This window comes from Rhizobium viscosum (assembly GCF_014873945.1).
GTDB lineage: Bacteria > Pseudomonadota > Alphaproteobacteria > Rhizobiales > Rhizobiaceae > Rhizobium > Rhizobium viscosum.
In genome coordinates, this window is sequence record NZ_JADBEC010000001.1 from 1,027,528 (window position 1) to 1,041,485 (window position 13,958).

Genomic DNA, 13,958 nt, shown 5'->3' on the forward strand with positions numbered 1-13,958 from the left:
AAACAAAAAAATGGGGCCGAACGGCCCCATTTTGCTTTTTGCCTTCATCGTCCCTTTTGCATCTTGGCGATGGTGAGCGTTTCGCCTGCGCGGCCATAGCCGCCATCCACGACCTCATCGACAAGAACCATGGTGTAGGGGCGGACGCCCTCCCCGAAAAAGTCGACGAACATAGCGGTCGTGCGGAGGATGATGTCCTCCTTCTGCTCCGACGTCAGGGTACCCTCGGGAAACTTGTAATTTGCGAATGGCATGATGAGCTCCTGCCTGGTTTGCGTTGTGACCCGGCAAACCTAGCGGCATCGGCGACATGCTTGAAATTGATATGAAGTATATGCATTCATCCATGCCATGGATTTATACGGCATCGATCTCAACCTGCTCGTCGCCTTCGACGCCCTCATGAAGGAACGGAGCGTGACGAAGGCCGGCATTCGCATCGGCCGCACGCAACCCGCCATGAGCGCTGCCTTGGCGCGGTTGCGCAGCCTTCTCAAGGATGAGCTTCTGGTGCGGGGGCCGCAAGGCCTGCAGCCGACACCAAGAGCGCTCGATCTCGCCGAGCCATTGGCGCGTGCTCTTACCGATATCCAGCGCACACTCGATTTTACCCAGGCGTTCGATCCCGCGACCTCGTCTGCCACCTTCACGATTGGCCTCTCCGACCATCCGACCTTCGCGCTTCTGCCGCAACTCGTTGCGCATCTTACGAAATCGGCTCCGGATGCGACATTGCAGGTCCGGAATTTCAGCGCCCGCGATGACGCCATCGACCTCCTGGATGCCGGAGAGGTCGATGTGACGATCGGAGTGCCGGCAACGAAAACGGGACGCATTCTGACCCAGCCTCTGTTTGAGGAGCGTTTCGTCTGCATCGTCAGGAAGGATCATCCGGCTGTGCGACGCACGCTTGATCTCGACGCCTTTCTGGCTCTCCCGCACCTGCTCGTCTCGCCGGAAAACGAGCGTTTCGGCCATGTCGACGCGGCGTTGGCAAAGAAAGGGCTTCAACGGGGGCTCGCGCTCACGCTTCCCAATATGTATGCCGCGCCGCTGTTGATTGCCCGTTCGGACATGGTTGCCACCTTGATGGCCGGTGTTGTGGCAGCCTCCGGCCATGCGGACGAACTTGCCCTGTTGGAGCCGCCGCTCATGCTGGAGCCTATCCCCTTCGTCATGTCCTGGCATCGGCGCAACGATGTACATCCGGCGCAGCGCTGGTTTCGGAATTGCGTTGCCGGGGTTGCACCTGACCTCAGGCGGTGACGTTTGCATGAATCTCCTTTAAAGCTCATCCAATGGTGTCCAAGATCCTCGTCAGTGCCTGTCTCATGGGCCACGCCGTCCGATATGACGGCCGCGCGAAGCCGCTCGCCCATACGGCAATCGAACGCTGGATGCAGGAAGGCCTGATCGTGACGATCTGTCCGGAAATGTCGGCCGGCATGCCAGTGCCGCGGCCACCGGCCGAAATCGGCGATGCGGCTGATGGCGAGGATGTACTGGCAGGAACTGCCCGCGTCGTGGAGTTGACCGGTGGCGATGTGACCGAGGAATTCCTGCGGGCGGCGGAAAATGCCGTGCGGCTTGCGGTCGATAGCGGCTGCCGTTACGCGCTGCTGATCGATGGCAGCCCGTCCTGCGGTTCCGGCTTCATCTACGACGGTTCCTTCTCGGGTAACCGGCGAGCCGGCAACGGCGTTACCGCGGCGGCGCTGAAACGGGCCGGTATTGAGGTTTTTTCCGACCGCGAGATCGATCGGCTCATCCAACGCATCGGTTCTAACAGCGCGGCCGCCGGATCTTTATCCGGCGGCCGCTAATATTTTGGTGATGAAAAGTCCTGATGTCTCCGCCCCGTCTTAAGCGGCGCGGCGACCGTGATGCATGGCAGGCGCTGCGGCGTTGCCGACACGGAAGCCGCGGATAAGGCCGAGCAGTTCATCGGTGTCGGCAGCCAGCGTTTCGGCCGATGCCGTGGTCTCTTCGGCCATGGCGGCGTTCTGCTGGGTGGCGGCGTCGAGCTGGTTCATCGAGGACGAGATCGAGCGCAGCGTCGTATCCTGTTCGGACGCGCTGTGGGCGATCTTGGCAACGATCTCGTTGGCGGCCTTGATCTGGTCGGAGATGCGCTTCAGCGCTTCGCCTGCCTCGCCGACGAGGCGGACACCATGGTCGACCTGGCTGGAGGAACGGGCGATCTGATCCTTGATCTCCTTGGCGGCAGCCGCCGAGCGCTGGGCCAGTTCACGCACTTCCTGGGCGACGACGGCAAAGCCCTTGCCGCTTTCGCCGGCACGGGCTGCCTCGACACCGGCGTTGAGCGCCAGAAGGTTCGTCTGGAAGGCGATTTCATCGATGACGCCGATGATCTTGGTGATCTCCGACGAGGACTTTTCGATGCCGCTCATGGCTTCGATCGCCTGGGTGACGATCGCATCGCTGTGGGTTGCTTCGGTCGAGACCGAGTGAACCCGCTTGCTGGCTTCATGGGCGCCATCGGCCGTCTGGCGGACGGCGACGGTCAGCTCGTCGAGAGCAGCCGAGGTTTCCTCCAGGCTTGCGGCCTGGCGCTCGGTGCGCTGCGACAGTTCGTTGGAGGCACGGCGGATCTCTTCCTTGGCGACACCGATATCACCGCCCTTGGCGCTGACCTGGGCCATGGCGGCCTCGAGATGCGAGAGCGCATCGTTGAAGTTGTCACGCAGAGCCGCGTATTTCTGGCCGATGTCGGCGCAGCGCACCGTCAGGTCGCCGTGGGCGATCTGCTCCAGCGCCTGACCGATGGTGCTGACGACACGGGCCTGCAGCGAGGCTTCATCCTGCTGATGGCGCAGGTTGCTTTCGCGCTCGCTTTCGAGCGCCAGCTGCTGGGCTGCCTCGCGATCCGACATCGCGTGACGTTCCCGGATCTTCTCCTGCAGCGACTGCGTCGCCTTCGCCATCATGCCGACTTCGTTGTTCATGCCGGTATGCGGGATCTTCAGGGAAACATCTTCTTCGGCAACCGCCTGCAGAGCGTTATGCACGTCCTTCAAAGGGTTCGATATGCCGCGGATGACCAGATAGGCGGCGACAAGGGCGAAGAAGAACAGGACGATGGTGCCAGACAGCGCGGACAGAATCTTGTCGTTCACCTGGGCATCGAGATCGTCCATGTAGACGCCGGTGACGACAACGACCTTCCAGGGATCGAAGGCCAGTGCATAGGCCGTCTTGCGATAGTCGCCAACGGGCTGGCCCGGTTTGGCTGTGGAATAGTATTCGACGAGACCACCGCCCTGCTGCCCGACCTTGACCAGCTCTTCGCGATAGAGTTTGCCCTTGCTGTCCGGCAGCCCCTTGTTGGTCTGGCCGATTTTCGAGGCGTCATAGTGGAACATCATTTGGATGTCGTAGCCATAGCCGAAGAAATAACCATCCGGGTCGTATTTCATGGCGTTGAGCGTGGCGTAGGCCTGCTTCTGGGCGTCTTCCAGCTTCATTTCGCCTGAAGTCACCTTCGCCTGATAGAGCTTGAGAACGGAGACTGCGGACTGGACCTCCGAACGCAGCATGTCATAGCGTTCCTTGTAGATCGCATCGACCGAGGAGCGGACCTGGAGGGTGGTTGCGATTGCAAACGCTACCATCAGGCCGATGACCAGCAAGATAAGCTGCTTCGATATTTTCAAATTTTTCATGATGCCTCGCAACGGGAATGAGTGGCTGCATTCCGGTGCGGTTTTCTACCGCCTGTGCGAACGCGCCGGATGAAGGCGCGCGTCTACCGCTGCTAAAAGAACATGCTGCGACCGGTTCGCTACGATTGGCATTCATCCTATAATAAAGCTTTAATTTTATTAGATTTTGGACAAAATTTCCCTACAAATCCGGGGGTGCGCCAAAAGCAAAACCGCCGGATCTTCATCCGGCGGCCGCTAATATTTTGGTGATGAAAAGTCCTGATGTCTCCGCCCCGTCTTAAGCGGCGCGGCGACCGTGATGCATGGCAGGCGCTGCGGCGTTGCCGACACGGAAGCCGCGGATAAGGCCGAGCAGTTCATCGGTGTCGGCAGCCAGCGTTTCGGCCGATGCTGTGGTCTCTTCGGCCATGGCGGCGTTCTGCTGGGTGGCGGCGTCGAGCTGGTTCATCGAGGACGAGATCGAGCGCAGCGTCGTATCCTGTTCGGACGCGCTGTGGGCGATCTTGGCAACGATCTCGTTGGCGGCCTTGATCTGGTCGGAGATGCGCTTCAGCGCTTCGCCTGCCTCGCCGACGAGGCGGACACCATGGTCGACCTGGCTGGAGGAACGGGCGATCTGATCCTTGATCTCCTTGGCGGCAGCCGCCGAGCGCTGGGCCAGTTCACGCACTTCCTGGGCGACGACGGCAAAGCCCTTGCCGCTTTCGCCGGCACGGGCTGCCTCGACACCGGCGTTGAGCGCCAGAAGGTTCGTCTGGAAGGCGATTTCATCGATGACGCCGATGATCTTGGTGATCTCCGACGAGGACTTTTCGATGCCGCTCATGGCTTCGATCGCCTGGGTGACGATCGCATCGCTGTGGGTTGCTTCGGTCGAGACCGAGTGAACCCGCTTGCTGGCTTCATGGGCGCCATCGGCCGTCTGGCGGACGGCGACGGTCAGCTCGTCGAGAGCAGCCGAGGTTTCCTCCAGGCTTGCGGCCTGGCGCTCGGTGCGCTGCGACAGTTCGTTGGAGGCACGGCGGATCTCTTCCTTGGCGACACCGATATCACCGCCCTTGGCGCTGACCTGGGCCATGGCGGCCTCGAGATGCGAGAGCGCATCGTTGAAGTTGTCACGCAGAGCCGCGTATTTCTGGCCGATGTCGGCGCAGCGCACCGTCAGGTCGCCGTGGGCGATCTGCTCCAGCGCCTGACCGATGGTGCTGACGACACGGGCCTGCAGCGAGGCTTCATCCTGCTGATGGCGCAGGTTGCTTTCGCGCTCGCTTTCGAGCGCCAGCTGCTGGGCTGCCTCGCGATCCGACATCGCGTGACGTTCCCGGATCTTCTCCTGCAGCGACTGCGTCGCCTTCGCCATCATGCCGACTTCGTTGTTCATGCCGGTATGCGGGATCTTCAGGGAAACATCTTCTTCGGCAACCGCCTGCAGCGCGGTGTGCACGTCCTTCAGCGGACTGGTGATACCGCGGATGAAGTAGGCGGCGGCGCCGATGCCGCAGACGAAGACGATCAGCGAGGCGGTCAGCGCCTTCCAGATCGTCGCGTTGACCTTCTGCTGCAGGTCGTCGAGATAGACGCCGGTGCCGACGACGATCTTCCACGGTTCGAAGGCCTTGGAGTAACCGCCCTTGAGGAAGAGCTGGTCTTCCGGCTGACCGGGCTTGCCCCAATAGTAGAAGGTGCGGCCGCCGCCGGCCTTGCCGTGGTCGACGAGCGCCTGGCTGAATTTCGCGCCTGTCTTGTCGACCTGTCCACTCATGTCCTTGCCGACATTGACCGGGCTCGGATGGAAGAGCAGGACGACATTGTAATCGAAGCCGAAGAGATAACCTGATGGCTGGAAGGTGATGCGCTTCAGGACGTCGAAAGCTTCGGCCTGGGCCGCTTCATGCGTCATCTGGCCGGCTTTCTCGCGTTCGTAGAAAGTATTAAGGACGGAGATGCCTGATTCGACCTGCGTGCGAAGCATATCGAAGCGCTCATCATAGATCGCCTGCTCGGATGTGCGGATTTCAAAATAGGTTGCGACTGCAAATGCAGCCATCAAAACACCGACCAGCGCAAAAAGCTGATGAGCAATCTTGAGTTTCTTCATGATTGGCCTCACGGAAAAGGTGAAATGCAGTATCCCGGATCGGTCAACTCCCGACCTGCGCGCGAAACATCGCGCGCTCAGCTAGCGCAATCATGCGTCCTCCGGCCCTCCGTAAGTAAAATTAATGCGAATGACTAAATTATCTTTTAACAAAGACAGAGCTTCTACTCGGTCGCTCTAGTAGAATTGATGGGTATCTTCTTGCAGACCTGTATAAGTTGCAGCTCTTCATGAGCACAATCATATAAATTAGAGCATACTTATTTAAAATAAACAAACGCACCCTGCTTCTCTTCAGAGGTGCGTTCGCAACGATCGAAACTTCAATCGGACTGGTATGAGATGCGAATTAGAAACGGAGCTCAAACGCCGAAGCGTCGAGAGATGTGGTTCCGCCCATGTCGGCCGCTATCGGCTTCGCATCGCCGCCGACCACAGCTGCCGTCGCCTGATTGTCGATACCTTCGGTTGGCACCGGCGGGGCCAGCGCAAGCATCTGCTCGGGCGTTGCCTTGCTCACAAAGAGGACGGGGGAACCACCCATCCAGTTTTCGGTGCGATAGATCTTTTTCTCTCCATCGACATCACGGACCTCGGCCTGCTGGAAAGCGCCGGGGCGCAGCTCCGGCACCGTATAATCCTTCCTAGAGGCTTCCGTCCGAAGCGGCGGGCAATGGCCGCAGGTCTCAGTAATGATGCTGCCGGCTTCCTTCGGCTTGCTCGGCCCGACCACTTCGATCGAACCGGCCATGGCGGAACCAGCCGCCAGCAGAAATACTGCACTGAGGAAAATCCGACGCATCAGCCCTACTCCGTCTTATATCAGGAGCCAGATTAGCGCAGCTTTGTTTCCATCCCGTCAGAAGAAAGGGTAAAAATTTAGCGAAACGGGCCGTGTCCGCCCGCCGCTTATGCCTTTTCGCGCTCGACCGCGCGCCAGCCGATATCGCGGCGGCAGAAACCATTTTCCCATTTCACACCGTCGATCAGGGCATAGGCGCGGTCCTTCGCCTCGCCGACCGTGCGGCCCGTCGCCGTCACGTTCAGGACGCGGCCGCCGGTTGCCACCAGAGCACCATCCTTCAGCGATGTGCCGGCATGAAACACCTTCTCGCCCTCGCCGGCTGCCGGCAGCGCGAGGATCGGGGTGTTCTTCTCATAGGAGCCCGGATAGCCTTTCGAGGCCATGACGACGGTCAGTGCCGGGTCATCGGTCCATTCGGCCTCGACCTGGTCCAGCGTGCCATGGGCACAGGCAAGCAGCAGCGGCAGGAGATCGCTCTTCAGCCGCATCATCAGCACCTGGCATTCCGGATCACCGAAGCGGACATTGTATTCGATGAGTTCCGGCCCCTTGGCGGTCATCATCAGGCCAGCGAAGAAGACACCGCTGAAGGGATGGCCACTTTCGGCCATGCCACGGATGGTCGGCTCGATGATGTCCTTCATCGTGCGTTCGATCATCTCGGCCGTCATGACAGGCGCGGGCGAATAGGCGCCCATGCCGCCTGTGTTGGGCCCGGTATCGCCCTCACCGACACGCTTGTGATCCTGCGCGGTTGCGAGCGGCAGGGCACTCTTTCCATCGCAGAGGCAGAAGAAGCTCGCCTCCTCGCCATCGAGATAGGCTTCGACGACGACTTCGGCCCCGGCCTCCCCGAAAGCGCCTTCGAAACAATCGTCCACCGCGGCGAGCGCCTCGTCAAGCGTCATGGCGACCGTCACACCCTTGCCGGCGGCGAGACCATCGGCCTTGACGACGATCGGTGCGCCCTGCTGGCGTATATAGGCCTTGGCCTTCGGCGCGTTGTTGAAACGCTGATAGGCGCCGGTCGGGATGTTGTAGCGGGCGCAGATATCCTTGGTGAAACCCTTGGAACCCTCGAGTTGAGCCGCTGCCGCAGATGGGCCGAAGACCGCAAAGCCCGCAGCACGCAGCTGATCGGCAATACCGGCAACCAGTGGGGCTTCCGGTCCGACGACGATAAAGTCGATCGACTTTTGCCGGCAGAAGGTGACCACCGCATCGTGGTCATCAATATCAAGGGCAGCGAGCGTGGCATGTTCGGCGATGCCGGGATTGCCCGGGGCGGCATAGAATTCCGTCATCAGCGGCGATTGTGCCAGCTTCCAGGCAAGTGCGTGCTCGCGTCCGCCCGATCCGATCAACAGAACCTTCATGCCTGATCCCTTTCCTGCTGGTCTGGCCTTTGGCCTAGCCTGTTGGTCTGGCGGTTAAGCGGGAAGGCCCGAAAGGTCAAGCGGGAAAGCTTACCAGCCCCCGCCTCCGCCACCTCCGCCACCTCCGCCGGACGAGCCGCCGCCGGAAAAACCCGAGGACGAACTGGAGGGCGGCGGTGAAGGAATAGTGGACGCGATCGTCGAGGCCATCGACGACGAGAAGCCGCCAATGCGATCAGAGAAGCTGCCGCTATTGAAATTGCCGGAATACCAGCCGGGACTATAGGCCGCCGCGGCCGCCCCTGCGGAAGCCGCCGCCAGCCAGGTCTCGAATGTGCGCGACCATGGCTTTTCGACACCAAGAGCCACGGCATAGGGCAGCAGGGTCTCGAAATGTTGCGGCGACATTTGCGGAGCGCCGGCCGTGTTCATGCGGTCTTTTTCGGCGAGCGTCAGGTATTGCCGCAAGCCATCAACGCCAGCTGTCATCTTGGCACCGAGCGGTGTCGGAGCGCCCATGATGAAGAAATAGAGGATGTTGAGGAGCACGATGCCGCCCACCGCAAAAAGCATGGGCGTTTCGTGGAATTCCATCAGCGAAGAGCCGAGCGCCAGCACAACGGCCGAGAGAATGCTCAAGCCCACAAAAACGGCGATAGCGATGGCGATGACCGCGAAAATCTTGCCAACGAGCGAACGACCGCGATGCAGCGCCTTCGCAAAACCTGCCACGAAGACAGACAGGAAGACGGAAATGCCGATGGGGATGATCATCAGCGCAATCGTATCCGGCTCCAGAGAGCCGAAGACGAAGAGTGCCACTAGGGCGGCGGCGCTTAATATCACGCCGCCGGTGATATAACCCGCATTGGAATTGTAATATTTGCCGCGGTGTTCCCGTTCGATCGATGAGCGGAAGCTCTGGCCGACCGATTTGACCTTTTCGCCGTTGGCCTTGTCGATGGTGAGCGTATCGCCGCTGCCCCCGACCGCCTTTAGGAGCTCGGCCTCGCCGGCCTGGAGCTTCTCCTTGCCGAGCGGCTTGTCGGTGCGGCGGATGAGGATCGAGTCCTTGAGATCTCCCAGCGTGACGTAGCCGCGCACGGCAAGATCGAGCGCGGTTGCCGAAAGTGCAGTCCAGCCCTGGCCGGAAAAGCCTTTGTTGTCGACGTAATTAACAAGCGCGGGCGAGATACCAGAAGGCGGATCCCAGCGCGGTACGACAATCTCGCGCGCTGGATCACGGCCAACCTTCAGCCAGGAGCGCGTGTAATAGAGGAAGACTAGGATGAGGCCGCCGAAACCGATGAAATAGTCCCTGTTGTCACTGAACCACCAACTGCTTTCCTGATCGGCGCTCGGCGGATCGATCGCACCCTTCGGCAGTTTCGCGGCAAAGGTCAGCCCCTCCTGCGCACCGAGGGGCGCCGTAGTGGCGACGACCAGTCTGCCGTCGTCTACGCTCGCTCGAGCGTTCTTGCCGGCGGCGCCGACGGGGCCAGTGAAGACGGCGACATCTTCGGGCACAACGCCCTGCGGAAAGGTGACCGTCGCTACGGCCGAGCGGATCGGAAAAATCCAGCCATTGCCGGTGACGTTCCAATAGAGCTCGTCATGATCGTCGAAGTAACGGATCTGACGGTTCGTTTTGTAGGTGAAGACATATTGGTGGCGGCCGGGAGAGATCGTCACGTCTTCGGAGCCCGCATAGATGCGGATGCCGCCAGTGATGGATTCCGTGTGCCAAGGCTCGTCCCTGCCGTCGCGCTTGACCGAGACGACACTGAAATCGACGCTGCGGCGCCGCCCGTTCGCATCCCTGAATGTCAATGGAAAATCGCGGAAGATGCCTCGCCGGATGCGGTCGCCTTCGGCATTGACGGTGATCGTTTCCGCCACCGTCAATGCCCCGCTCTTTTCCAGCTGGATGGCGGCATCGAAGGAGGCGATGAATTCTTCGCCTATCGCTGCCTGCGCCGCAAACAGCAGCAGCAATGCGAAACAAATGCCGAAAAACCGCCGGATCATGTCCCCTCCCCGGTTACGGTTTGCCCCAGCTCAGCTCAGGCTTCGTCCTTGTAGGCAACCCCCAGTCCCGCAAGCGTGCGCCAGTAGGCAGGGAAGGTCTTGCCGACGCAGTCAGGGTCGAGAATGGTGATGCCGTTGATCTTCAGGCCGGCGAGCGCAAAGCTCATTGCGATGCGGTGATCGGCAAAGGTATCGATGTCGGCCGGCAGCGTCTGACCGGCGAGTTCAGGATCGGAATGGACGATCAGATCATCGCCCTCCTCGACCGCCAGGCCCTCGCTGATATTGTTGAGCCCCGTCGACAATGCGCGGATGCGGTCGCATTCCTTGACGCGCAGGTTGGCAATGCCGACGAAACGGACCGGCGTCTCGTTGAAGGCGGCAAGAACCGCGATCGTCGGGATGGCATCCTGCATCTGCGAGCCGTCGATTTCGGCCGGCAGATGCGGGAATTTGGCGATCGTCTCATAGGCCTTGGCATCGGGCTGCGTGAACGCCTCGTTGGCGACGCCGAGATCGATATTGCCGCCGCTCAGCACTTCGGCCGCCCAGAGATATGTTGCCGCGGAGGCATCCGGCTCGATGACGAAATCGGTTGCGGTGTAGCCGGTCGGCTCGACGCGCCAGGTCGCAGCATCGAGCTGCTCCACCTTGGCGCCGAAGGCTTCCATGGCGGCAAGGGTCAAATCGACATAACCGCGGGCGCCAATATCGGTGCCGGCGAGCGCGATCGTCACGGGTGCGTTAGCGCCCGGATTGGCAAGCGGTGCTGCCATGAGAAGGGCGGAGACATACTGGCTGGACAGGCCGGCATCGATCTCGACGCGACCGGAAGCGAAATGACCGTTACCGCGCACGGTTACCGGCGGGCAGCCGGTCGGGGCTTCGGCATCCAGTCCGAGCGACTTCAGGGCTGCGACCAGCGGGCCGATCGGGCGCTTGCGCATATGCTCGTCGCCATCGACGACGACAGTGCCTTCGACGGAAGCGACAGCCGCCGTCAGGAAGCGCGTCGCCGTGCCGGCATTACCGAGGAAGAGCGGAGCTTTCGGAGGCAAAAGCTTGCCGCTGCCTGTTACCACGAAGGTCGTCTCATCGGGCTCGTCGATCTGCACGCCCATGGCCCTGAGCGCCTCGGCCATATATTTCGTGTCGTCGCTCTTCAAAGCGCCGGTCAGCCGGCTCGTGCCCTTGGCAAGGCCCGCCAGGAGCAGGGCGCGGTTGGTGATTGACTTGGAGCCCGGAACCACGGCACGACCGGTGAGTGGCTTGCCCGGCGGGATGATGGTGAGCTTGGCTTTACTCATTGCGCTTGTCTCTTCCGTCCATTACAGCGGCCGCGAGCGACCCTCTGGGACTGCTCATAGCAGTTTTTGTGCAAAGACAAAGGTCAGAACTTGACGGTCGGTACGGCCCGGTCGGCCTCGTTGGCGATTTCGAAATATTCGCGCTTGGAAAAGCCGAACTGGCCGGCGACGAGGTTCGAGGGGAAGCTCTCGACCTTGACATTCAGATCGCGGGCAGCGCCGTTATAATAGCGCCGCGCCATCTGGATTTCGCTTTCCATCGTTTCCAGCGAAGCCTGAAGCTCGGAGAAATTCTGGTTAGCCTTCAGATCGGGATAGGCTTCGGCAAGCGCCATCACCCGGCCGAGCGCCTGGCCGAGCAGACCTTCCACCTGCGCCCTGCCCGCCACATCACCAGCGGGAACCGCCTGCGCCTTGTTTCGGAGTTCGACGACCTCTTCGAGCGTGCTCTTTTCATGGGCGGCGTAGCCTTTGACGGTCTCGATCAGGTTGGGGATCAGGTCCGCACGGCGCTTCAGCTGCACATCGATACCGGACCAGGCTTCCTCGGCCATCTGCCGGGAGCGAACCAAGCCGTTGTAGATGAAGACGACGTAGAGTGCGATGACAACGAGAACAGCGAGTATCACGTACATGCAGATGGGCTCCCCGATTTGATGATCGCACGTTAGTGATTCGGGTTGGGAAAGTCATCTCGGCGCGGACGTCTTCGCGGAATTCAAGCAGACTTCGAATTCACAATGTCTCTAAGAACTGATCCGCCAATCCGGAGCACAGGCATCCATCTTTTGGCTCTCTCGCCACAGATTGAAGCGTTCGGTCCAGCGTTGCTCGACATCAAGCGCAACCGCGAACGGGAGATAGTGCTCGTAGCATTCGACCGACATTGCCGGGCCATCCATCTCGCCGTTGAAATAACGACTCAAATTTAGAATGTTGTTGCGGATCCGCCGCTGCTTCGACGTTGGCATGCGCAACATCGCCAAAACCGCAATGATGCCGGCAATGTGCAGCAAGATCGCCATCAGATACGGCCACTGTTCGCTGATCACCTCAGTCGTGCCGATATAGACAAGTGCAACAATCACCATCACCGGAAGACCCACCATCAAACCAAGCGCCTGCTTGAACTGCTCGGCGGTGCCGGTTGCCACGGGAAACCGCTCAGGATGGCGGAACATGGTTACAACCACAAAAACAATCAACAATAACCCTGAGATGGCGGCGGAATAGAGCAAAAGACCGATAAAATAGGCGACGGCAACGCCAAGGGCCAGAATGATAGCCGCAGTTGCCAGCCGTGTTCGATCAACACCGCCTCTGATTTTCCGATATTCCTCAGCGACGATCTGATGCAAGTCACGTTCGAAACCGTACAGGGCATTTACGACTGTCCGCCGGTCATTGACAGGCCGTTCCCCTTCAATTCGGCCAAATACCGAACGCGTCACAGCTGGAAGACCGTACCATCTGGCGCGCGCCACCTTACCCTTCTTCCGCACCTGTCTGGCAGACAAATCCGAAGCTTCGCAATCCTCGCCGAGGCCAGAAAGGCGAAGCATTCTTTTCATTGCGAGATGGCAGGCAGACGCCATGAAGGCCGCCTTTGCAGCACCGGGCTTCCAGTCCAAGAATAAATAGGCGGCTAGAGCAGGCGATATGCTCTCCGTCTCCTTGCTATCGACAGCAATCGAACATGCAGGCAATCGCCAGCCCCGCCACCTATTGAGGATAAACAGACCGGCGATGAGCAATCCCGAAATGCTGATGAATGGGAGAAAGTGATCGGAGAGCCACCACTCTACCCGCTTGCCGCTCGTTACGGTCACAAAGGTCCCAGCGGGATATTCGACCTCGATGTCAGGTAGGACTCGGTCCCCTTTACCTGCTGGAATAGACACCTGGATCTCATTCGGTGCGCTCCTCACCACGTCATAGGCCGCCGTCCGATCCTGTTGCGAAGGGCGCAACGTTCCCCCTGGCGGTAGCTTCAGAGTCAGCGTTTTTTTGGCACCCTGGCCGTGCACGCGGCCCATATAGGCAGGCAGGAAGAGAACCTCGCGGCCGCCTTCCTGACGAACCAGGCGTCCGAGCCAGTAAGCGATCTGGATCTTTGTAAGACCGGTGGGCAGATCTGCAGAGCAGTTTTTGCAGTGCTCCGCTCCGATGTAGATCGAGTAGCCCGGTACGTTGTTTTCCCAGGAATAGTATTCGTCGCGCCCGTCGCGCCGGGCTGCGGCCAATTGGAAATCTCGCCAGTGAACACCCCCTGACGCATCCGTGAAACGTTGAGGGATATCGACGTAGACACCGCCGTAATTTTCTGCCTTTTTTACTGCGATGTCGAAGAACTCCGACACGAAGCCAGTGCCGTCGGTGTAGACTTCAACCGTACTGTTTGCCGACTGGACCGTGAACTCCTTGTCAAAATCGCTGCACGACGTCAGAAAGACCAGCATGGCGCATAAGATGGGCCATGCTAAAAGACGCAACACCTTGGCGGCGAAATTCTCATCTGAAAATTTAAAGTAAAGAATATCGTTCTTCAAAAAGAGATACCGAAGCTTACGTTGTCACAACAGCTGACAACGTAGTAGTGTTTTACGCAATACAAAAGAAGGCTGGCCCTGAAGCGACGGGAATTTTCGAGACGGCTTA

At 59.9% G+C, this 13,958-nt stretch carries 11 protein-coding genes; 2 read left to right on the top strand and 9 right to left on the bottom strand.

Translation table 11 applies throughout. The features are described 5' to 3' along the window. Window positions 1-44: 44 nt before the first annotated feature. Window positions 45-254 carry a tautomerase family protein gene (locus H4W29_RS05210; RefSeq protein WP_112542906.1) on the bottom strand — a complete coding sequence of 70 codons (210 nt, stop codon included), beginning with the start codon at window positions 252-254 and terminating at the stop codon, window positions 45-47. 97 nt (window positions 255-351) lie between these two features. On the opposite strand from H4W29_RS05210, the gene H4W29_RS05215 reads away from it, so the two are divergent. Next, window positions 352-1,266: a LysR family transcriptional regulator gene (locus H4W29_RS05215; RefSeq protein WP_192727981.1), complete on the top strand. Its 915-nt coding sequence runs from the start codon at window positions 352-354 to the stop codon at window positions 1,264-1,266. 32 nt (window positions 1,267-1,298) lie between these two features. After that, a complete protein-coding gene (locus tag H4W29_RS05220) occupies window positions 1,299-1,823 on the top strand; it encodes a 2-thiouracil desulfurase family protein (RefSeq protein ID WP_192727982.1) in 525 nt (174 codons plus the stop codon). Window positions 1,824-1,862: 39 nt separating this feature from the next. Here H4W29_RS05220 and H4W29_RS05225 read toward each other — a convergent pair whose 3' ends face one another. The 8 genes from H4W29_RS05225 to H4W29_RS05260 form a co-directional block, all read right to left on the bottom strand. Further along, window positions 1,863-3,683, bottom strand: a complete 1,821-nt coding sequence (locus tag H4W29_RS05225) for a methyl-accepting chemotaxis protein (RefSeq protein ID WP_192727983.1) — start codon at window positions 3,681-3,683, stop codon at window positions 1,863-1,865. 280 nt (window positions 3,684-3,963) lie between these two features. Then, entirely contained in the window at window positions 3,964-5,784 is a 1,821-nt protein-coding gene (locus H4W29_RS05230) for a methyl-accepting chemotaxis protein (protein WP_192727984.1), read from the bottom strand. Window positions 5,785-6,133: 349 nt separating this feature from the next. Then, entirely contained in the window at window positions 6,134-6,586 is a 453-nt protein-coding gene (locus tag H4W29_RS05235) for a plant virulence effector HPE1-like domain-containing protein (RefSeq protein ID WP_192727985.1), read from the bottom strand. Window positions 6,587-6,693: 107 nt separating this feature from the next. After that, window positions 6,694-7,965, bottom strand: a complete 1,272-nt coding sequence (gene purD, locus H4W29_RS05240) for a phosphoribosylamine--glycine ligase (RefSeq protein ID WP_192727986.1) — start codon at window positions 7,963-7,965, stop codon at window positions 6,694-6,696. A 90-nt stretch (window positions 7,966-8,055) separates the two neighbouring features. Continuing rightward, window positions 8,056-9,993: a DUF2207 domain-containing protein gene (locus tag H4W29_RS05245; RefSeq protein ID WP_192727987.1), complete on the bottom strand. Its 1,938-nt coding sequence runs from the start codon at window positions 9,991-9,993 to the stop codon at window positions 8,056-8,058. 35 nt (window positions 9,994-10,028) lie between these two features. Further along, entirely contained in the window at window positions 10,029-11,300 is a 1,272-nt protein-coding gene (gene aroA, locus H4W29_RS05250; RefSeq protein WP_192727988.1) for a 3-phosphoshikimate 1-carboxyvinyltransferase, read from the bottom strand. Window positions 11,301-11,383: 83 nt separating this feature from the next. Then, the gene (locus H4W29_RS05255) at window positions 11,384-11,935 is read right to left on the bottom strand and encodes a LemA family protein (protein ID WP_192727989.1); all 552 of its coding nucleotides are present in this window, start codon (window positions 11,933-11,935) and stop codon (window positions 11,384-11,386) included. Window positions 11,936-12,046: 111 nt separating this feature from the next. Further along, window positions 12,047-13,795 (bottom strand): DUF2207 family protein, encoded by a 1,749-nt coding sequence (locus H4W29_RS05260; protein ID WP_192730674.1) that lies wholly within the window; start codon window positions 13,793-13,795, stop codon window positions 12,047-12,049. Window positions 13,796-13,958 lie beyond the last annotated feature (163 nt).